At 66.6% G+C, this 18,577-nt stretch carries 21 protein-coding genes; 14 read left to right on the top strand and 7 right to left on the bottom strand.

Annotated elements, in window-relative coordinates; translation table 11 throughout:
• Positions 1-225: 225 nt before the first annotated feature.
• The 3 genes from alaS (at position 226) to K369_RS17095 (ending at position 4,655) form a co-directional block, all read left to right on the top strand.
• A complete protein-coding gene (alaS, locus tag K369_RS17105) occupies positions 226-2,892 on the top strand; it encodes an alanine--tRNA ligase (protein ID WP_036292710.1) in 2,667 nt (888 codons plus the stop codon).
• A complete protein-coding gene (locus K369_RS17100; RefSeq protein WP_051949356.1) occupies positions 2,889-4,160 on the top strand; it encodes a cyclic nucleotide-gated ion channel in 1,272 nt (423 codons plus the stop codon). Before alaS ends, K369_RS17100 begins: the two co-directional genes overlap by 4 nt.
• Before the next feature lie 66 nt (positions 4,161-4,226).
• Positions 4,227-4,655 (top strand): universal stress protein, encoded by a 429-nt coding sequence (locus tag K369_RS17095; protein WP_036292708.1) that lies wholly within the window; start codon positions 4,227-4,229, stop codon positions 4,653-4,655.
• 125 nt (positions 4,656-4,780) lie between these two features.
• Here the strand turns inward: K369_RS17095 and K369_RS17090 are convergent, their stop codons facing one another.
• Positions 4,781-5,269, bottom strand: coding sequence for a hypothetical protein (locus K369_RS17090; protein ID WP_036292705.1), 489 nt, complete (start codon positions 5,267-5,269; stop codon positions 4,781-4,783).
• A 133-nt stretch (positions 5,270-5,402) separates the two neighbouring features.
• On the bottom strand, positions 5,403-5,894 hold the full coding sequence (locus K369_RS17085) for a Spy/CpxP family protein refolding chaperone (protein ID WP_036292702.1): 492 nt from the start codon (positions 5,892-5,894) through the stop codon (positions 5,403-5,405).
• A gap of 409 nt (positions 5,895-6,303) precedes the next feature.
• Here K369_RS17085 and K369_RS17080 point away from each other — a divergent pair, with 409 nt between their 5' ends.
• Positions 6,304-6,927, top strand: a complete 624-nt coding sequence (locus tag K369_RS17080; protein ID WP_036292698.1) for a transglutaminase-like cysteine peptidase — start codon at positions 6,304-6,306, stop codon at positions 6,925-6,927.
• Between the two features lie 42 nt (positions 6,928-6,969).
• Here the strand turns inward: K369_RS17080 and K369_RS17075 are convergent, their stop codons facing one another.
• Positions 6,970-7,497: a gamma carbonic anhydrase family protein gene (locus K369_RS17075; RefSeq protein WP_036292695.1), complete on the bottom strand. Its 528-nt coding sequence runs from the start codon at positions 7,495-7,497 to the stop codon at positions 6,970-6,972.
• A gap of 161 nt (positions 7,498-7,658) precedes the next feature.
• Between K369_RS17075 and K369_RS17070 the strand changes: the two genes are divergently transcribed.
• Positions 7,659-8,315, top strand: a complete 657-nt coding sequence (locus tag K369_RS17070; RefSeq protein ID WP_036292684.1) for a hypothetical protein — start codon at positions 7,659-7,661, stop codon at positions 8,313-8,315.
• A 9-nt stretch (positions 8,316-8,324) separates the two neighbouring features.
• On the opposite strand, the gene K369_RS17065 is transcribed toward K369_RS17070, so the two are convergent.
• Entirely contained in the window at positions 8,325-8,720 is a 396-nt protein-coding gene (locus tag K369_RS17065) for a DUF3126 family protein (RefSeq protein WP_036292681.1), read from the bottom strand.
• A 175-nt stretch (positions 8,721-8,895) separates the two neighbouring features.
• Positions 8,896-9,423, bottom strand: a complete 528-nt coding sequence (locus K369_RS26610) for a hypothetical protein (protein WP_036292678.1) — start codon at positions 9,421-9,423, stop codon at positions 8,896-8,898.
• Between the two features lie 199 nt (positions 9,424-9,622).
• On the opposite strand from K369_RS26610, the gene K369_RS17055 reads away from it, so the two are divergent.
• The 8 genes from K369_RS17055 (at position 9,623) to K369_RS17020 (ending at position 16,767) form a co-directional block, all read left to right on the top strand.
• The gene (locus K369_RS17055; protein ID WP_051949355.1) at positions 9,623-10,243 is read left to right on the top strand and encodes a DNA-3-methyladenine glycosylase I; all 621 of its coding nucleotides are present in this window, start codon (positions 9,623-9,625) and stop codon (positions 10,241-10,243) included.
• A gap of 125 nt (positions 10,244-10,368) precedes the next feature.
• A complete protein-coding gene (locus K369_RS17050; protein WP_084570705.1) occupies positions 10,369-11,028 on the top strand; it encodes a BglII/BstYI family type II restriction endonuclease in 660 nt (219 codons plus the stop codon).
• A complete protein-coding gene (locus K369_RS17045; protein ID WP_198033144.1) occupies positions 11,009-11,656 on the top strand; it encodes an MT-A70 family methyltransferase in 648 nt (215 codons plus the stop codon). Before K369_RS17050 ends, K369_RS17045 begins: the two co-directional genes overlap by 20 nt.
• Positions 11,657-11,672: 16 nt before the next feature.
• Complete coding sequence (locus K369_RS17040) at positions 11,673-12,293, top strand: HD family hydrolase (RefSeq protein WP_036292672.1); 621 nt, start codon at positions 11,673-11,675, stop codon at positions 12,291-12,293.
• 48 nt (positions 12,294-12,341) lie between these two features.
• On the top strand, positions 12,342-12,854 hold the full coding sequence (locus tag K369_RS17035) for a tyrosine phosphatase family protein (protein WP_018267826.1): 513 nt from the start codon (positions 12,342-12,344) through the stop codon (positions 12,852-12,854).
• Positions 12,855-12,864: 10 nt separating this feature from the next.
• Entirely contained in the window at positions 12,865-13,884 is a 1,020-nt protein-coding gene (locus tag K369_RS17030; protein ID WP_036292669.1) for an NAD regulator, read from the top strand.
• A gap of 128 nt (positions 13,885-14,012) precedes the next feature.
• Positions 14,013-14,822 (top strand): hypothetical protein, encoded by an 810-nt coding sequence (locus K369_RS17025; RefSeq protein WP_036292666.1) that lies wholly within the window; start codon positions 14,013-14,015, stop codon positions 14,820-14,822.
• Positions 14,823-15,081: 259 nt separating this feature from the next.
• A complete protein-coding gene (locus K369_RS17020; protein ID WP_036292663.1) occupies positions 15,082-16,767 on the top strand; it encodes a DUF882 domain-containing protein in 1,686 nt (561 codons plus the stop codon).
• A gap of 165 nt (positions 16,768-16,932) precedes the next feature.
• Here the strand turns inward: K369_RS17020 and K369_RS17015 are convergent, their stop codons facing one another.
• The gene (locus K369_RS17015) at positions 16,933-17,535 is read right to left on the bottom strand and encodes a hypothetical protein (protein ID WP_036292661.1); all 603 of its coding nucleotides are present in this window, start codon (positions 17,533-17,535) and stop codon (positions 16,933-16,935) included.
• Positions 17,536-17,636: 101 nt separating this feature from the next.
• On the opposite strand from K369_RS17015, the gene K369_RS17010 reads away from it, so the two are divergent.
• Positions 17,637-17,975, top strand: a complete 339-nt coding sequence (locus K369_RS17010) for a hypothetical protein (protein WP_036292659.1) — start codon at positions 17,637-17,639, stop codon at positions 17,973-17,975.
• A gap of 124 nt (positions 17,976-18,099) precedes the next feature.
• Here the strand turns inward: K369_RS17010 and K369_RS17005 are convergent, their stop codons facing one another.
• Positions 18,100-18,570, bottom strand: coding sequence for a 2TM domain-containing protein (locus K369_RS17005; RefSeq protein ID WP_036295562.1), 471 nt, complete (start codon positions 18,568-18,570; stop codon positions 18,100-18,102).
• Between the last annotated feature and the right edge of the window lie 7 nt (positions 18,571-18,577).

Raw genomic sequence — 18,577 nt, 5'->3', positions numbered from 1 at the left:
TCAGGGGGAGGGCCGGACGGCGCAGCCGTCCGGGGTGGGGTCGCGGCGCGAAGACTCCCGAAGCGTCATCCCCTTCCGCGATCGGCGCCGCCTGTTCCACTTCGCGGACAAATGCTCTAGAAGGGCTCGGTTCGCGCCGGGCCTTTTCCTTTTCCCAGCGACGGTTACGGCCGAGCGCGCGTTCGATGGCATTTCGAGCCGAACAAGCGGGCGACAAGAACCGATATGAGTGGCGTCAACCAGATCCGTTCGACCTTCCTCGACTATTTCTCGCGCAATGGACACGAGAAGGTCGCCTCCTCGCCGCTCGTCCCGCAGAACGACCCCACGCTGATGTTCACCAACGCCGGCATGGTGCAGTTCAAGAATGTCTTCACCGGCTTCGAGAAGCGCCATTACGCGCGCGCCACCACGGCGCAGAAATGCATGCGCGCCGGCGGCAAGCACAATGATCTCGACAATGTCGGCTATACCGCCCGGCATCTGACCTTTTTCGAGATGCTCGGCAATTTCTCCTTCGGCGATTATTTCAAGGAAGGCGCGATCGAGCTCGCCTGGAACTTCGTCTCCCGCGAGCTGGCCCTGCCGCGCGAAAAGCTGCTGGTCACCGTCTATCACGACGATGACGAGGCGTTTTCGCTGTGGAAAAAGATCGCCGGCTTCTCCGACGATCGCATCATCCGCATCCCCACGGCCGATAATTTCTGGAGCATGGGCGACGTCGGCCCCTGCGGCCCTTGCTCGGAGATTTTCTTCGATCAAGGCGACAGCGTCGCCGGCGGCCCGCCCGGCAGCCCGGACGAGGATGGCGACCGGTTTCTGGAGTTCTGGAACCTCGTCTTCATGCAATATGATCAGACCGCGCCCGGCGAACGCGCGCCCTTGCCGCGGCCTTCGATCGACACCGGCATGGGCCTCGAGCGCATCGCCGCCCTTCTGCAGGGCGTGCATTCGGTTTTCGAGATCGACCTCTTCCGCCGCCTCATCGGCGCCGTGGCCGACGCGACCAATGTCGATTCGGCCGGCCCACAGGCGGCGAGCCATCGCGTCATCGCCGATCATTTGCGCGCCTCGGCCTTTCTCGTCGCCGATGGCGTGACGCCCTCCAATGAGGGCCGCGGCTATGTGTTGCGCCGAATCATGCGCCGCGCCATGCGCCACGCGCAGCTTCTCGGCGCCGCCGAGCCTTTGATGCATCGCCTCGTCGGCGAGCTGGTCTCAGAGATGGGCCTCGCCTATCCCGAGCTGACCCGCGCCGAAAGCCTCATTCGGGACACGCTGCTGACCGAGGAGACGCGCTTTCGTCAGACTCTCGTGCGCGGCCTCTCCATCCTCGACGAGGAGAGCGCCTCGCTCACGGCCGGCGCGAGCTTTTCCGGCGAGACCGCCTTCAAGCTCTACGACACTTACGGCTTTCCGCTCGATCTCACCGAGGATGCGCTGCGCCCGCGCGGCATCGTCGTCGACAAGGCCGCTTTCGAGACCGCCATGGAGCGCCAGCGCGCCGAGGCCCGCAAGGCCTGGGCCGGCTCCGGCGAGACCGCGACCGAGGCCGTCTGGTTCGCGCTCGAGGAGCGTCTCGGCGCGACCGAATTTCTCGGCTATGACCGGGAGAAGTCCGAAGGCCAGATCGTCGCCCTTCTCCACGAAGGCGCAGAGACCTTCCGGCTCGAGACGGGCGCACGCGGCGCCGTGCTGCTCAATCAGACCCCTTTCTACGCCGAATCCGGCGGCCAGATCGGCGATATGGGCGTGATGCGCGCCAAGGGCGTGCGCTTTCGCGTCACCAACACGCAAAAGAAGGTTCACGGCCTCTTCGTCCATGAGGGCGTGGTGGAGGAGGGCGCGCTCGTCCCCGGCCTCGCCCTCGAGCTGGAAGTCGAGCACGCCCGCCGCAACGCCGTGCGCGCCAATCATTCGGCGACGCATATTCTGCATGAGGCTTTGCGCCGCGTGCTCGGCGATCATGTCGCGCAAAAGGGCTCGCTCGTCGCGCCGGACCGTCTGCGCTTCGACTTCACCCATCCAAAGCCGCTGAGCGAGGACGAGATCGCCGCCGTCGAGCAGATCGCCAATGAGGTGGTGCAGGACAACGCCCCGGTCGAGACTCGGCTGATGGGTCAGGACGAGGCCATTCGCTCCGGCGCCCGCGCTCTGTTCGGCGAGAAATATGGCGATGAGGTGCGCGTCGTCGCCATGGGCCATGCCCCCATCGACGTCGATCGCGCCTTTTCCGTCGAGCTCTGCGGTGGCACCCATGTGCGTCGCACCGGCGACATCGGCCTCATCAGCATCGTCTCGCAGGGAGCCGTCGCCTCCGGCGTGCGCCGCATAGAGGCCAAGACGGCGGAAGGCGCCCGCGCGCAGCTCGTTTCCGAGGCCAAGGCGCTGCGCGAGATCGCCGCGCTCGTCCGCGCCTCCGTCGAGGACGCGCCCGCCCGGCTCGCGAGCCTGATCGAGGAGCGCAAGAGCCTGGAGCGCGAGCTCGCCGACGCCAAGCGCAAGCTGGCCATGGGCGGCGGCGGCAATGGCGGGGCGGAGCCGATCCGCGAGGTGGCCGGCGTCAAGCTCTTCGCCAAAGCGGTCAGCGGAATAGACGCCAAGGATTTGAAGTCGCTCGTCGATGAGGCCAAGAAGACGCTCGGCTCCGGCGTCGTCGCCATCGCCAACGCCTCGGCCGACGGCAAGGCGGGCGTCGTCGTCGGCGTGACGGCCGATCTCACCGCGCGCTACAACGCCGTCGATCTGGTGCGCGTCGCTTCCGAGAAGCTCGGCGGCAAGGGCGGCGGCGGACGGCCCGATCTCGCTCAGGCCGGCGGGCCGGACGCCACCGCGCTCGAAGCTGCGCTGACGGCGATCGAGGACACGCTGCGGGCCAAGGCGGCGCAGTGAGCGAGCGAGGCGCCGCCGCGATCGAGGAGGCGCCATCCTGCCTCCGTCGCCGCGTCCATATTCTGCTCGACAGCGGCGGCGTCGGCGATCGCGCCGCGCAAATCACCCATGGCGCGCTGATGGCGCTCGTCATCCTCTCCGTCGGCGCGGTGATCCTCGAATCCGATCCCGACCACGCCGCGCGCTATGGCGCGCTCTTCTGCGTCGTCGAATATGTCGCCGTCGCCGCTTTCAGCGTCGAATATGCGCTGCGCATTTGGAGCGCGCCGGACCATGCGCTCTATGCCGCCATGCGCCCTGGGCGCGCGCGGCTCGCCTTCTTCTGCTCGGTTTCGGCGCTGGTCGATCTCATCGCCATCGCGCCATTCTATCTTTCCGTCATCATCGCCGCGGATCTCCGCGTGCTCTTATTCCTGCGCCTCGCGCGCTTCTTCAAGCTGGCGCGCTATTCGCCGGGCATACGCTCCATCTTCGCCGTGCTGGAGGCCGAGCGCAAAGCGCTCGCCGCTTCCGGCATCGTGCTGTTCGGCGTGGTGCTGTTCATGGCGACGGCAATGCATATCGCCGAGCATGACGCGCAGCCGGAGGCTTTCCGCTCCATTCCCGCCGCCATGTGGTGGGCGATCCAGACCATCGCGACTGTCGGCTACGGCGATGTGGTGCCGCATACGCCGGCGGGCCGCGTCATCGCCGCAATCTCCATGGTGATGGGCTTCGTCATGCTCGGACTGCCGGTCGGCATCGTCGCCACCGCTTTCGCGGAGGAGATTCACCGGCGCGATTTCGTCGTCACCTGGAGCATGGTGGCCAAGGCGCCGCTGTTCGCCACGCTCGACGCATCGGCCATCGCCGAGATCATGCGTTACCTGCGCGCGCAATCCCTGCCGGCGGGCGCGCTGGTCGTGCGCCGCGGCGAGCCGGCGCATTCCATGTATTTCATCGCCGCCGGCGAGGTGGAGGTGGAACTGCCGAGCGGGCCGGCGCGGCTCGGCGAGGGGCAGTTCTTCGGCGAGATCGCGCTTTTGCGCAAGACGCGGCGCACCGCCAATGTGCGCGCCGCGACGCCGATAAAGCTGCTGATTCTCGACGCTTTCGACCTACATGTTTTCACGCAGCGCAATCCGGAGATCGGACGCCATATAGAGGCGGTCGCGGCGAGCCGCTCGGAGTTCCGGCCCGTGGCCCCGGAAGGCGGTCTGCGCGAAGGCGATCTCGTGGAAGCGGAGATCGATGCGCGCGACCTTCCGCCGCAGGAGAACGGCCCGTGAAGGCGAGAGGACGCCCCTGACAAAACGGGCGCCCACGTCTTAGATCAATGAAAGGAGGGAGCGCTCATGCATGAGAAAATCCTCATTCCGCTCGATTTGACAGAGCCGGACCTCACGCGGCTCGCGCTGGACGAGGCGCTCGCCCTCGCCAAGGGCTCGTCGCAGCCAAAGCTTCGGCTCATCAATGTGCAATCTCTGGTGCCCGTCGCCTTCATCGACTACATCCCGCCGAATTTCGACGAGGAGCTGCGCACGTCGGCGGAGCAGGAGCTCGCCGATGTCGCGGCCAAGATCGACTATCCCAAGAATCTGGTGACGACGGTGGTGCGCTTCGGCGCGATCTATCCGGAGGTGCTGGCGGAGGCGGAGGAGTGGGGCGCCGATCTCATCGTGCTCGGCTCGCATCGGCCGGCCATGTCCACCTATCTGCTCGGCTCCAACGCCAAGACCATCGTCCGCCACGCCAAATGCTCCGTGCTGGTGGTGCGGCGATAGAATGTTCGCGTGAAGAAAGCGCGACCGAGCAATGAGATCGAGCGTCGTTCCGGTTCGATCCGAGCCGGAACGACTGTTCGGGAAAGCGCCCTCGGCCAGTCTGCCCAAACGCGCCGGAACGGCGCTCAGTCCTTGCGTTCTCTCTTGGCGCGCACGCGCTCGCGGACGCATTCCTGAATGAAGGCGCGCTGGATCGCCCGTTCTATCCCGCGCGCGGCGGCCTCCTGCCGGCATTGCTGCCGCTCGACGCGCGTCGACACGCGGCCGAAATAGCAGCGTCCCAAAAAGGCCTCGCGTTCCGGCCCGACGAGGTTGCGCTCATTGGCGCGCCCCTGGCAGGCGTGGCGGATGCGTCGCGCTTCGAATTTGGTGAGCCGCTTGCGCACGGGCGCCGGCGCCGGCTGCGCCGATTTGCCCGCGAGCGCCGGAGGCGCGGCGGGCGCAGAGGGTGTGACAGGCGCGGGCTCCAGCGCCGGCGGCTTGTCCGCGCCATTGGCGGCGAGAGCCGGCGACGCCGGCGTCGCGGCCGAAAGGGCGCAGATCAGCAGTCCCCAAAATCCGACGGCGACGCGGCGGGCGGGGCGGGCGCTCGAGGCGAGCGAAACGGATGTCATTTTCTTGTCTCGCGGCGAGGGGCGGGATTACGAGCTTTGTCTACTTGGGCAGATAGACGATTTGGGCAGATAGACGATTTTCATCGATCGAGGGAGGCGGCTCGCGCATATTCGCAGTCATCGACGCTGGCCATCAGCCGTTCCGATCCGGGCGCATGCCGCGGCGGCGGAACAGATCATGCGCGCCGAGCACGTCGCGGGGCAGCACGCGATCGGCGATGCGGCGCTGCTCGTCGGAGAGCGAGGCGAAGAAGCTGCTCTCGGCGTCGGCGAGGGCGCGCAAATTTTCCACATGGCGGCTCAGCCGATCGGCGCGGGCGCGCAGCGGCGCGCCGGGGTCGCGTGGGGCGCTGTCGCGATTGCGGTCGATCGCCGCGGCGACGATGGCGGCGTCGCGATCTTGAACCAGAGCATGCAGCTGTTGCGCGAAGGCGGAGAATAGCCGCTCCTGCTCGCCGGAGAGGCGCAGGGCGAGCCGCCATTCGTCCATATGGCTCTCGAGCGGATTGCGCCTGGCGACAAAGGGGTTCTCCGCCGCGCGATTGAGCGGCTCGGCGATCGGCGCATCTGCGACGACGAAGGCCATGAGGCTCACCGCCAGAGCGATAGCGAAGCGCAGCAACATCGTCTTAGAACCCCGATGCAAACTCGGAACCCCGATCGAAACTCGAATCCGGTCCCTACGCCGCCTTTGAGACCGAACCATGGCCGCCGCCGTAATTTCGTCGCTCGTCGCCGCCACGGCAAGCCCGTTAACGACGATTCCGGGGCTCATGTTAACGAATCGGCCCTCCATGGGCAAAAAGCCCCGTCTCGGCCCGTGGACGCGCCGCCGCGCGGCGGCGAGAACATGGCGTAATTTCAGCGGCCTATTGAAAATACCCCGAAATTCCGCCTATTTCGGTCATCTCTTGGTATACTTACAAAAATTGTCGTCAAATCTAAACGGATTGGCCGAAAAACTGAGCTATCGACTTACGGAGCAAGCAAAACAATAAAACTAATCTCGTCTCCACATCGGGGAGACGACGAAGATGTTGGGTAGAGTAGCGAGACTGACGATGAGCGCGGCGCTGGCCAGCGCGGTCTCCATTTTGGGAACGGCGCCCGGCTGGGCGGGCTCGGAGCATCTGCTCCACGCGGCCCTCGGACCGGAGACGAGCGTGCCCTATGGCTGGCTGGATTTTTGTCATCGCTATCGCGGCGAATGCGCCGCCGAGGCTTCCGCCGGGCCGCGCGACATCGATCTCACCGCCAAAGCCTATAAGGACATTCAGCGCGTCAACGCCCATGTCAATCATGCGATCGAGCCGGTCTCGGACATGGATCATTGGGGCGTCGTCGACCGCTGGGACTATCCCACCGACGGCAAGGGCGATTGCGAGGATTATGCGCTGATGAAGCGCCGCCTGCTGGTCGAGCTCGGCTATCCGCGCGCCGCGCTGCTGATGACGGTGGTGAAGGAGAAGAATGGCGATGGCCATGCAATATTGACGGTGAAGACCAATCGCGGCGAGTTCGTCCTCGACAATATGAACGATGCTGTGCGGCCCTGGACCAACACGCCCTATCGCTTCGTCAAACGCCAGTCGCAGCTCGATCAGAACGTCTGGGTCGTGATCGACGATCCCAACGCTCCGCTCTTCGCCGCGCGCTGAGCCGGCGCGCGGCGCGCCCTTCGGCAGGGCGCGCCGCGACGGTCAGATCGCCTCCAGCCCTTTGGCGTAGCGCTCGGCGTTCTCGACATAATGTTTCGCCGATTCGAGATTGCGGGCGAGCGCGCCTTCGTCCAGCGTGCGCACGACGCGCGCCGGCGAGCCGACGATCAGGCTGTTGTCGGGGAACTCCTTATTCTCCGTGACCAGCGAATTGGCCCCGACGAGGCAGTTGCGGCCGATCTTCGCGCCATTGAGGATGGTCGCGCCCATGCCGATCAGGCTGGCCTCGCCGATGAGGCAGCTGTGCAGAATGACGCCATGGCCGATGGTGCAATCGGCGCCGATGACGAGCGGAAAGCCCATATCGGTGTGGAGGACGCTATTGTCCTGAATATTGCTGCGCGCGCCGACCGTGATCCATTCATTGTCGCCGCGCAGCACGCAGCCGAACCAGATGTTGGCGTCCTCCTCGAGCTGCACGCGGCCGATGACTTGAGCGTCGGGCGCGACCCAGAAGCGGCCGGAGGCCGGGACGCGCGGCGCGACGCCGTCGAGCTTGTAGAGAGGCATGGTCCTGGTCTCCCGCGCCCCTCTTTGCGGTCGGCCTCGGAGCGAGGCGCGAGGGGCGTTCGCCGACCTTCTAGTGTCTTTGGCCGAAAGAGGAAACCGCGCGCCGCGGGCCTGAATCGGCTAAGCTCGCCGAATCGGCTTCGCTCCACTTTCTTTGGATCATGCGCCTCTTCCTCGTCGCTCTGATTTTGGCTCTGCTCGTCGCGGCGGGCTATCGCTTCACGCGCAAGACCGATGCGGCCGAGCCGGCCATTGTCGCCGCCGGCCTCGGCGAGGCGCGCTTCGCCTATGCGCCCGCCTATGCGCGCGACGATTCGACGCGCTACGGCGGCGCGCCGGACCGCCTCTCCTTCGTCGCCGTGGCGCCGGATTTCGGGCCGCCGCAAAAGCCGAGCGCCGATCCGCGCCGGCGCGCCGCGGAGGAGCTGGATCCGATGCGCATCTTCGTCACGCTCGCGCCGCGCGAGGAGGCGCTCGATCCGGCCGAGCGACCCTCGCGCCTCTATGCGCGATTTCTGGAGAGCGAGGTCTGGGGCGGGCCGGGCGGCCTCGTCATGCGGCGCTTCGAGCCGGGCACGCCCTATGAGCTGGAGCTGCTCTATCTCGCGCCGCCGGAGGGCCGGGATTTTTTCGCCCGCTGCCCGCGTCGCGACGCCGGCTTTCTCGGCTCGGCGCCCTGCATTTGGGCGCTGCGCTGGAAGAATCTGGATGTAGAGGCGCGCTTTTCCGCCGCTCTGCTGCGCGATTGGGAAGAGCTCGCGCGTGGGCTGCGCGCCTTTCTGGCCTCGATCGACGCCGATCGGCCGCGTCCGCGCTGAGGCGGGCGCTCAAAAATCGTCGAGGTCGAAGTCCAGAATGGCGATCTGCAGCGTGTAGCTGGTCTGCTTGGCGTCGTCGGCGGAGATGACGCCGAGGAAATCCTCGCCGCTGTTCAGCTCGACGGAATCGGTCTTGCGGCCGCGCGGCGCGACGGTGAGCTTGTCGTTCTCGAACAGCTTGCGCAGATAGGACTGCAGAGTCTCGCGGCCTACGGGCAGCTTCATCGCGAAGGCGAAGGAGCGGTCGCCGTCCTCGTCGTCCACGACGATGGAGGCGACCTTGCGCTCGCCGAAATGAACCGCGGCGTCGTCGGGGTTCTTGGGATCGGCGGTCACGCGAATCCCCTCATTGCCGAGCGCCTGGCGCAAGAAGGCCTGCAGCTTGCGCAGCTCGATCTTCTCCATACGGCTCCCCCGCTTCGCGCGCCTCTTGCCGAGCGCCTCGCCGTCGTCTCGCGGCCCGCAGCCTGTGCCACGAAAAGCCGCCGCGCCGCAAGAGGGGCTCCCGCCGGGGGCGGCGCAATGAAAAAGCCCGGCGCGATGCGCCGGGCCATGTCGAGCGGCGGCGTTGGCCGAGGCTTCACTCGCCCGCGGCTTTGAGGCGCTTGTTGCACTCGCTCCAATATTTCGGCCAGGTGGCCTTGGGGTCGGCCTTCAGCAGCTCGGCCTTCTTGGACTTCCATTCGGCGCCGCATTTCTTCTGGCGCGCGGCCTGGGCGGCCTTGCCTTCGGAGACGGGCTTGGCCGGCTTGGCGGCGGTGGTCGGGGCGGGGGCCGGAGCTGGAGCAGGCGTGGCCGTCGTCGGCGCGGGGGCCGGCGCCGGGGTCGGCTCGGGCGCGGCGGCGGCCGGAGCAGGGGCGGGGGTCGGTGCGGGCGCGGCGGCGGCCGGCGCGGTCTCGGCGGGCTGCTCGGACAGGCGCACGCGGCAGGCTTTCAGAAAGTCCTGCCAGCTCTGTCCCTTCAGCTCATTGGCGGCCTTGGCGGCTTGATATTGCGTGCCGCATTCCTTCAAAACATTCGCCTGCGCTTTCGCTTCACCCGTGGCGGCGACCGCCAAGCCGACCGCGAGGGCGCCGACGGCAGCGTAAGAGACGAGACGGATCGACATCAAATTTCTCCTTGGTGAGCGCCGTCGCCAATGATGATTCGTCGGCGCAAACGGCTCCCGACGGCCGCACTGCGAGCACGGCCTGTGCCAATTGTCTTGCATCGGGGCAGGGGCCGCAAGCTCGCCGGGACCGTAATCCGGATGTTATGAAACGCTCTTTGGGCTCAGATGGCGCACGGAAAGCGTGAGGGAAGGGGCGATGGCCGCCGAAAGAGAAAATCCACGCGCCTGGCGCGACGCCGCGGCGCTGCTTCATCCAGATGGCGTTTTGCGTTGTCCGTGGGCCGGTTACGATTCGCTCTACGTCGCCTATCACGACGAGGAATGGGGCCGCCCGGAGCGCGATTCGCGCGCGCTCTACGAGAAGCTGATTCTCGATGGCTTCCAGGCCGGCCTCTCCTGGATTTCCATCCTGCGCCGCCGCGAGGGCTTCCGCGCCGCATTCGAGGGTTTCGATCCCGATCGAATCGCGCGATTCGACTCCGCCCGCGTCGAAGCTCTGATGCAAAATCAGGCAATCATCCGCAATCGCGCCAAGATCGAAGGCGCCATCGCCTCCGCGCGCGCCTATTTGGAGCTCGAGGAGAGCGTGGGATTTTCCAATTATCTCTGGGGCTTCGTCGATGGGACGCCGATCGTCAACCGGCCCCGGACGACGGCCGACATTCCGACGCAGACCGACATCTCGCGCCGCCTCGCCAAGGATCTGAAAGCGCGGGGCTTCGCCTTCTGCGGCCCGACCATCGTCTACGCCTTCATGCAGGCGGTCGGCATGGTCGACGACCATCTGGCGGAGTGCCATTGCGCGAGCCATTCTTGAACGCCCTGGGGAAAAGCGATCTTCTCTTTCGTTTGTTCTGTTTGTGTTCTTGGCGGCAAAAATTCTGGGCGTTATGATCGCCATGCTACGGCTTTTGTTCCGTTCCGTTGAACCCACAATGTCGGATGTCGACCCTCCACCTCGTTCCAGAAGATATTTCAAGCCTCTATGAGACCCATGAATGGCGAAACGCGGCCGGCGTCTTGCTGACGGCGCATCCTGATGAGTGGGCCGAGATTTTGGAGGCGCTGAGAGGGTTCCGGTTCCGCGCATCCGATGTGCTCGCGCCGGGCAAGAACAAGTCCGATCTCGCGAAAGGTCTCGATAGCGCTCTGCTGAGACATGGCTGGCGGGAGACGCAGTTCCAAACGGCCGTAAAGGTTGACGATGTCGTGCGAGAAAGCCCGACTCACAAGGTGGACTGCTATAAGAACCGCGTCGCCCTCGAAGTGGAATGGAACAATAAAGATCCATTTTTCGACCGTGACCTCAATAATTTCCGACTACTTTTCGACCTCAACGTCATCGATGTCGGCATTATCTTGACCCGCTGTTCCGAGCTTCAGGCGATTTTCAACCGTCTGGGCAAAGGAAAGAGCTATGGCAACTCCACCACTCACATGAAAAAGCTGATCCCACGCATCATGGGCGGCGGCGGGGGAGGTTGTCCCATACTGGTTTTCGGCATTGGCGCGAAACTGTTCGTCGAAGACGTTCCGCTGGCTGAAATTCCACCTTCGAATGATTCGACGGATGAGAGAGACGATGACGAAAGCGAGCGCTGACCTGCTGCAGGACCTCGGACGATCGCGTTTCGGCGTGGTCTTGGCGGATCCACCCTGGCGTTTTGCGAACCGCACCGGGAAAATGGCGCCGGAACACCGCCGCCTCTCGCGCTATGGCACAATGGAGGTCGAGGAGATTTGCGCTTTGCCGGTGGCCGAGGTGGCCAAGGAGACTGCCCATCTCTATCTCTGGGTGCCTAATGCGCTGCTGCCTATGGGGCTCGAGGTGATGTCGGCTTGGGGCTTCACCTATAAGTCTAATTTGATCTGGCACAAGGTCAGGAAAGATGGCGGATCGGACGGACGCGGCGTCGGATTTTATTTCCGAAACGTCACAGAGATGATCTTGTTCGGCGTGCGCGGAAAAAACGCTCGGACTCTTGCCGCTGGACGTCGGCAGGTCAATTTTTTGGCGACGAGAAAGCGGGAGCATTCTCGAAAGCCCGACGAGCAATACGATCTTATCGAAGCGTGCTCGGCTGGCCCTTATCTCGAGCTTTTCGCGCGTGGGAAGAGAAAGGGCTGGTCGTCCTGGGGCAATCAAGCCAGTGACGATTATTATCCGAGCTGGGACACCTATGCCTATCATTCGGGTGTGACCGGTGTGGCCAACATGAGCGAAGAGTGATGGACGCAGCGACCGCATGAGGCCGCCCAAGACCCGAACTGTGCCAGGCGCCCCTCGCGCCTGGCAGCGCATGCTGTCCGGCCGGCGGCTCGATCTGCTCGATCCCTCGCCGCTGGATGTGGAAATCGAGGATATCGCCCATGGGCTGGCGCGCGTCGCCCGCTGGAACGGCCAGACGCACGGCTCACATATATTCTCGGTCGCCCAGCACAGCCTGCTGGTCGAGGAGATCGCCTGCGCGCTCTCGCCCGGGCTCGGACGCGAGGGGCGGCTGTTCATGCTGCTCCATGACGCGCCGGAATATGTGATCGGCGACATGATCTCCCCCTTCAAAGCCGCCATCGGCGACACATACAAGAGCGTGGAGAAACGCATTCTGACGGCGATCCTGCTGCGCTTTTCTCTGCCGCCGGAGCCGGACGCCGCGCTGTTGCGTCTCTCCAAGCGGGCGGATCGCGCCTCGGCATTTTTCGAGGCGGTGAGGCTCGCCGGCTTTACACGCGGGGAAGCCGAGCGCATCTTCGGCCGTCCGGCGGTCGCGCCCGACGCTTGCGCGCAGGCGTTGGAGCCGCTTTCGGTGGAAGAGGCGCAGCGGCGCTTTCTGGCGCGCTTCGCCGAGGTCGAGCAGAGCGCGTAGCGACGTATGAGAGCGTGAGGCATCGAAGTGACACAGAACGGGTGAGACATGGCGCACCTCTATGTCTGTTCGCTCACGAAGGTCGTCGACACGGTGCGCGCCAGCGGCGCGCGCTCGCTCATCACAATCCTCACCGCCGGCTCCTCGCTGGCGCGGCCGAGCGAGATCATCCCCGAGCGACATTTGCGGCTCGCCGTCTCCGACATAGACGCGGATCAGGACGGCCATGTGCTGGCCAATCGCGCGCATATCGAGAGCCTTCTGGCCTTCGCCGGCGCGTGGGACCGGCGTGAGCCGCTGGTCATCCATTGCTACGCCGGCGTCAGCCGCTCGCCGGCGGCGGCCTTCATTCTCGCCTGCGCGCTCGCCCCGCAGCGGGCGGAGAGCGAATTGGCGTCCGAGCTGCGCCGCGCCTCGCCTACCGCCACGCCCAACCGCCGTCTCGTCGCTTTGGCCGATCGCATTCTCGCGCGCGACGGCCGCATGTCGGCGGCCATAGCCGAGATCGGCCGCGGCGCGGATTGCTACGAGGGGGCGCCCTTCGCGCTCGAGCTCGCCTGACACGCATGACATGACGAGCTTCGAGCCTCGGCGCGAGCCGCCTGCATCTTCGCGCGACTCGGAAGGACCGCTGCCGGTCGCCATCGGCCTGACGGCGGCGATCGTCGCGGCGCAGGAGGACGAGCCGCTCATCCTCACCGTCGCCGCCACGGGCGAGGACGCCCGCGCCGCTCTGCCCTCCGGCCCTTTCGATCCGGTGCGTCACCGCACTTTCGAGATCGGCCTGCGCGCCTGGGTCGCCGAGCAGACCGGCATGTCGCTCGGCTATGTCGAGCAGCTCTACACTTTCGGCGACCGCGGCCGCCACGCCCGCGCCGGCGACCGCGATCCGCATGTCGTCTCCGTCGGCTATCTCGCGCTGACCCGCATCGCCGAGGAGCAGGCAGAGGAGATCCGCGGCTTTCGCAGCTGGTACGAGTTCTTCCCCTGGGAGGATTGGCGCGGCGGCCGGCCCGAGGCGATGGAGGCGACGATATTGCCCGGCCTCTCGGCCTGGGTGGAGGAGGCGCCGGATGCGCTCTCCTCCTCCGGCCTGCGGCGGCGCGACCGCGTCAATCTTCTGTTCCGCCCGCAGGGCAGGGGGTTCGACGAGGAGAATGCGCTCGAGCGCTATGAGCTGCTCTATGAGGCGGGACTGGTGGAGGAGGCCTGGCGCGACGGCCGCGAGGCGGCGCTGAAGCGCGGCATGAAGCCGCCGCCGCTCGGCGCGCCCATGCAGCACGATCATCGGCGCATTCTGGCGACGGCGATGGGCCGGCTGCGCGCCAAGATGAAATACCGCCCGGTGATCTTCGAGCTGATGCCGCCGGCCTTCACGCTCACCGAGTTGCAGCGCACGGTGGAGGCCATCGCCGGCCGCCATTTGCACAAGCAGAACTTCCGCCGTCTCGTCGAGACCTCCGCCGCCGTGGAGCCGACGGGGGAGGTGTCGCTGAAGACCGGCGGCCGCCCCGCGGCGCTTTTTCATTTTCGCCGCAATGTCTTGCAAGAACGTCCTGCGCCCGGCCTCAGGGTCGGAATCAGAGGATGATCCGACGGGCGATCGGATGGGTCGCCGTCCAGCCGACCGCTCGAGGATGATCCGGCCGTTAAGAGACTATTCACCCTGTCATGGTGAATTTTCTCTTATCGGACGTCAGTAGAGCGTAGGGGTGTTGCTTGAGCTATCTGTCGCCGCCGCCTGCTCCGGCGCCGGTCATCGTCTATAAGGACGTGGGCGGTTTCGTCTCGGAGTATCAGGCGCAAACGGAAATCTATCGCCGCGAGGGCCGCGAGGTTCGGCTGCACGAATGCCGGTCCGCCTGCACAATGGCGCTCAGCCTTCCCAATGTCTGCGTCTATCCCGACTCGCAGGTCAAATTCCATTTGGCCTATAATCCGATAGACCGTCAGACCGACGCCGGCGTCTCCGCCGAGCTGTTCAATTACTATCCGGCGGCGGTGCGCGAGCGGCTCGGCTATCTCACTCGGCAATATCGGGTGCTGAGCGGCAATGAGCTGATTTCGCTCGGCATTCGCAATTGCAACGGCAGCGACCGCACAGTGGTCGCCAGCCGCGCCCGCCGCGGCGCGCAGACGGTCGCCGCCGCCGCGCCGGCCGCCGATCCGCTCGGCGATCTCGCGCAAAAGGTGCGAGGCGCAGTGTCGCAGGCCTTCGCCGATCCCGCCGCGCCGCCGCAGGGGCCGATCCGCCTCGCCCTCGCCGAGCGCGATCGGCTGTCGGCGAGCCGGGCCATAGATTCGACTCCGACCGCCTCCATCCGCGCCAATGAACCCGCGCCGATCGAGGCGCCCGAGCCGCCCCGCCGCCCGCCTTCCGCTGCCTTCACCAGCGCAGATGCGCAGCAAGCGCCGCATTCGGAGCCTTTGCCGGAGATGGCCGCCTCGGCGCCGCTGATCCCCGGCGGGCAGCCGATTTTGGCCTCCGGCGCCTTCGTCCTGCCCCTCGCGGGAGGCGTGGCGCATTGACTTTCAACGGGAACTCGACATTGTGTCACTCTGACGGCTGGGCAATTTTTCGCCATTATGTCGAAATAGCGTCCTTGCCTTACGCGCGAATCCGATTCGCTCGTCTCGAGAAGAGGCCGGGTCCCGCGTCGCCGAGGCGCCGATAGGGACGAAGCCGCGATCGATCTGCCGATCGATCGTCCGTGCGTTCGGCGCTCGCGTCTTGCAATTCATTTCGTCGGGCCTTCTCGCCCGTCGACCAGCGGAAAGAACAGACGTTTTGGACGATCGGCGGGAAGGCGCGCCTCTCCTCTCACGACGGTCTATCGCGCGGCTCGCGAGCGCCGCCGCAGCGCTCGTCACGGCGCTGGCTCCGTCCTTCACCGAGAATGCGGTCGCCAATGGCGAGACGCGCACGCTCTATCTCTTCCACAGCCACACCAAGGAGCAGATCGCCGCGACCTATCTGGTCGGCGGCCGCTATGATTCCTCGGTGCTGGAGCAGCTGAACTGGTTCCTGCGCGACTGGCGCCGCGACGAGCCCACCAAGATGGACCCGCATCTGTTCGATGTGGTGTGGGAGGCCTATCGGCAGGCCGGCGCGACCGAGCCGGTCCATGTCGTCTCCGCCTATCGCTCGCCGGAGACCAACGCCATGCTGCGCCGCCGCTCGCGCGCCGTGGCGAAGTTTTCGCAGCACATGCTCGGCAAGGCGATGGACACCACAATGCCGGGCATGTCCATGGAGCAGATCCGCGAGGTCGGCATGCGGATGCAGCGCGGCGGCGTCGGCTATTATCCCACCGCCGGCACGCCTTTCGTGCATCTCGACGTCGGCGGCGTCCGCTCCTGGCCGCGCATGAGCTACGACCAGCTCGCCCGCCTGTTCCCGGACGGCAAGACGGTGCATCTGCCGACCAATAACCAGCCGCTCGCGCGTTACGAGGAAGCCAAGGCCGAGATCGAGGCGCGCGGCAACGGCGCCTATGTTCCGGCCGTCGAGCGCCAGAGCAAGGGTCTCTTCGCCATGCTGTTCGGCGGCGGCGAGGAGGACGAGGACAGCGCGATCGCCGCGGCCCCGCCGCCCGCTGCGCGCAAGCAATGGGCCTCTCTCGCGCCGCGCCGCTCGGGCCGCGTCTCGGCCGACGCCGAGGAGGAGAGCGCCGAAGCCGCTCCGGCGCCGAGCCGTCGCGAGCAGGAGCGCATCGCCGTGGCCGAGCGCAATCTGCCGCGCGGCGAGACTCAGATGCGCGCCGAGCCGGTCGCCGTCGAGCGTCCGGCCGAGCGGCAAAAGCCGGTCGCCGTGGCCGCGCTCGGACCCTCCGCCGAGGAGGCGAAGATCGACGCCAAGCTCGACGCGGCTCTGGCCGCGCCTCCGCCGCCCCGGCGGCCCATGTTCCTCACTGTCGCCGGCGCGCCGCTGCCGCCCACGCGGCCGAGCGAGTTCGGCGCCCTGGCCAGCGCGCCCGCCGCGCCGCCCGCCCGCCGGGCCGGGGGCGCCATCGCCAGCCTCGTCGATCTCAGCGCCGCCAGCCTGCGCGGCGGCGTCAGCGAGGAGGCGCATAATGTCCCGCCGCCGCCGGCTCGCCCGGCGCAGCAGGCCGTCGCCAAGCCGGAGCCGCTGCTCGCCTATGCGCCTTCCGCCGCGCAATCGCTTCCCTATGGAAGCGATCTCGCGCCGGAGCTGCGTCTGCCCGCCGCCAAGCCGGCGCCGAGGCCCGCGCCCGCCAAGGTGGAGCTGGTCCCGGCGCGTCTCGACCGCTCCAATTTCCAGGCGCTGACGACCGGCGTGTCCGCCAGCCGGCTGCCCGGCGGAACGGCGCTCGGAACCACTCTCGCGGCGCCGCGCTCCGCCGCCCGCGCCGACACGGGGCTCTTCGCGCCCTCGACCTCGAGCGGACAGGCGCAGGCTTTCGCCGGGCAGGCGGCGATCTTGCCGACCGATCGGTTCGTCTCTGCGCGCTGAGCTCGCCCTCGCCCGATAGTCGTAAGCGCCCCCTCCCTCACCCTCCCCCGCTTTGCGGGAGAGGGGAACGGCCGGCATTGCGCGAAATCTCGAATGAAGAGCGGAATCTGCCCCCTCTCCCGCGCAGCGGGGGAGGGCCGGGGAGGGGGCTTTCCCGGCTCTAAATCAGTCCTTTATCTCGGTCTGAATGGTGTAGATGTCATAGGGCGGCGTCGCCTCGCCATTGGCGTAGGGCTCTGCCTCGCCGATCGCGCCATCGGGCGCGACCGAGCGGCGGACGATGCCGGCGAGCGGCCCGCCGTAGACCTGGATCGCGATCGAAACCTCCTCTGCCAGCGCATTGGCGAGGGCGGCGGAGGGGCCTGTCTTGGAAAGCCGCGCTTCGACCGCGCCTTTCTCCAGCGTGCGCGCATCTTCGGCCGCGCCGGGCGGGCGCCGCGCCACCGCGCCGCGCAAGACGCCGGCGATCTCCCAGACCCCCGGCTGCTCCAGCGACAGGCCGGCGCCGCCGGCGAGCACGGAGGCGACGACGGCGAAGCGCTCCTCGCCGTCGCTGTAGAGCTGGAATTGCCGTCCCCGCCCGGGCAGAGCCTCGGCGAAAACCGCCGGCAGGCAATCGTCGCTGGCGACGAGGCGGGTCATGAGATCGCGGCCGATGAGAAGAATCTCCCGCTCGCTGTCGGCGAGCTCGACCATCGACTGAATATCCCAGATGAATCGTTTGAGCGCCGGCGGAACCGGCCCTCTCTCGGTCGCGTGTGAGGTCATGCCTCCAAAAATGCAAGCGTCGCGCCATTGCCGCCCAGCGGGCTGGCGCCGCAATTGATGGAGTCTCCTGTCGCAGGACCTCGGGAGACGGAGCAAGGGCGGTGATAAAGGACTATATCCCGGAGCTGAGCGAGGTGCGCATGGTGCGTCGCGCGCCGGAACGGCCTTTCGCGCTCAATGGCGCCGACGCGCGCTATGTCGAAGCCTGCCTGCGCGACTTCGAGGCGGCTTTCGGACTCGACGCCTATCCGGGCGTTCCGTTCGAGCAAATTCCGGGGCGCGCGCTGATCGGCGACCTCATCGACTGGTGGCGCGGCATGGACCCGGAGGGCGAGGCGCAACAGAACGCACACTCCCGCCTGCCCGGCGCGATCCGCCTGCTCGACACCGTCTCGGCGCTGATGGAGGAGCTGTCCCAGCGTCGCGCCGGGGAGAGCTGAGGCGCTCGCGGTCACGACTGTCGGATATCGAACAATCGCGGCCCGGTCGCCGCTCCTTCCGCGCGGATGCGACTCCGCGCGGCGAGAATCGGCGAAATGCGCGCCTGACGGCGGGCGCCACGCGTCATAACTTGCGCCCCAAAAATTTCTCCGCCTCGCGCTTTTCCCATTCTGCATTGAAGAAGGGTATTTTGTCGAAGACCGACAGACCGTGAAGCGCGAGGCCGACGCCCCAGCCGAGGGCGGGCCAGACCGCCCAAACATAGCGGGGATTCGTGAGCAGATTGATGGCGAACAGAGCGCCGATGACGGTGGCGTATTGCACGGCGTGCAGATAGAAGCGCTTCACTTTGCGCACATGGGCGAAAGCGAGCGCCTCGGCCGCCTCGTCTGCGTTGCTTGCGGGAGCGGGCATGTCGACCTCCTGGAGTTGAGAGAGATCGATCTCGAAAACGGACGCCAGAGCTTTCGCGCTCTCGAGGCTAGCGGAATTGCCGCGCTCGATGCGCTGGATCGTTCGTACGCTGAGGCCGCTCACAGCGGCGAGCTGCTCCTGCGACCAACCGCGTTGAAGCCTGAGTTTTTGAACCAGCATGGCGATT

Origin of the sequence: Methylosinus sp. PW1 (genome assembly GCF_000745215.1) — a bacterium.
Classification (GTDB): domain Bacteria; phylum Pseudomonadota; class Alphaproteobacteria; order Rhizobiales; family Beijerinckiaceae; genus Methylosinus.
Note: the sequence above shows the minus strand (reverse complement) of the source record. Positions and strands in the feature narration are given on the sequence as shown.

What these genes read in the sequence shown, in the direction of transcription:
- alaS (WP_036292710.1), top strand. Translation starts at nt 226, where the DNA reads ATGAGTGGCGTCAACCAGATCCGTTCGACCTTCCTCGACTATTTCTCG.
- K369_RS17095 (WP_036292708.1), top strand. Translation starts at nt 4,227, where the DNA reads ATGCATGAGAAAATCCTCATTCCGCTCGATTTGACAGAGCCGGACCTC.
- K369_RS17090 (WP_036292705.1), bottom strand. Translation starts at nt 5,269, where the DNA reads ATGACATCCGTTTCGCTCGCCTCGAGCGCCCGCCCCGCCCGCCGCGTC.
- K369_RS17085 (WP_036292702.1), bottom strand. Translation starts at nt 5,894, where the DNA reads ATGTTGCTGCGCTTCGCTATCGCTCTGGCGGTGAGCCTCATGGCCTTC.
- K369_RS17080 (WP_036292698.1), top strand. Translation starts at nt 6,304, where the DNA reads ATGTTGGGTAGAGTAGCGAGACTGACGATGAGCGCGGCGCTGGCCAGC.
- K369_RS17075 (WP_036292695.1), bottom strand. Translation starts at nt 7,497, where the DNA reads ATGCCTCTCTACAAGCTCGACGGCGTCGCGCCGCGCGTCCCGGCCTCC.
- K369_RS17070 (WP_036292684.1), top strand. Translation starts at nt 7,659, where the DNA reads ATGCGCCTCTTCCTCGTCGCTCTGATTTTGGCTCTGCTCGTCGCGGCG.
- K369_RS17065 (WP_036292681.1), bottom strand. Translation starts at nt 8,720, where the DNA reads ATGGAGAAGATCGAGCTGCGCAAGCTGCAGGCCTTCTTGCGCCAGGCG.
- K369_RS26610 (WP_036292678.1), bottom strand. Translation starts at nt 9,423, where the DNA reads ATGTCGATCCGTCTCGTCTCTTACGCTGCCGTCGGCGCCCTCGCGGTC.
- K369_RS17055 (WP_051949355.1), top strand. Translation starts at nt 9,623, where the DNA reads ATGGCCGCCGAAAGAGAAAATCCACGCGCCTGGCGCGACGCCGCGGCG.
- K369_RS17050 (WP_084570705.1), top strand. Translation starts at nt 10,369, where the DNA reads ATGTCGACCCTCCACCTCGTTCCAGAAGATATTTCAAGCCTCTATGAG.
- K369_RS17045 (WP_198033144.1), top strand. Translation starts at nt 11,009, where the DNA reads ATGACGAAAGCGAGCGCTGACCTGCTGCAGGACCTCGGACGATCGCGT.
- K369_RS17040 (WP_036292672.1), top strand. Translation starts at nt 11,673, where the DNA reads ATGAGGCCGCCCAAGACCCGAACTGTGCCAGGCGCCCCTCGCGCCTGG.
- K369_RS17035 (WP_018267826.1), top strand. Translation starts at nt 12,342, where the DNA reads ATGGCGCACCTCTATGTCTGTTCGCTCACGAAGGTCGTCGACACGGTG.
- K369_RS17030 (WP_036292669.1), top strand. Translation starts at nt 12,865, where the DNA reads ATGACGAGCTTCGAGCCTCGGCGCGAGCCGCCTGCATCTTCGCGCGAC.
- K369_RS17015 (WP_036292661.1), bottom strand. Translation starts at nt 17,535, where the DNA reads ATGACCTCACACGCGACCGAGAGAGGGCCGGTTCCGCCGGCGCTCAAA.
- K369_RS17005 (WP_036295562.1), bottom strand. Translation starts at nt 18,570, where the DNA reads ATGCTGGTTCAAAAACTCAGGCTTCAACGCGGTTGGTCGCAGGAGCAG.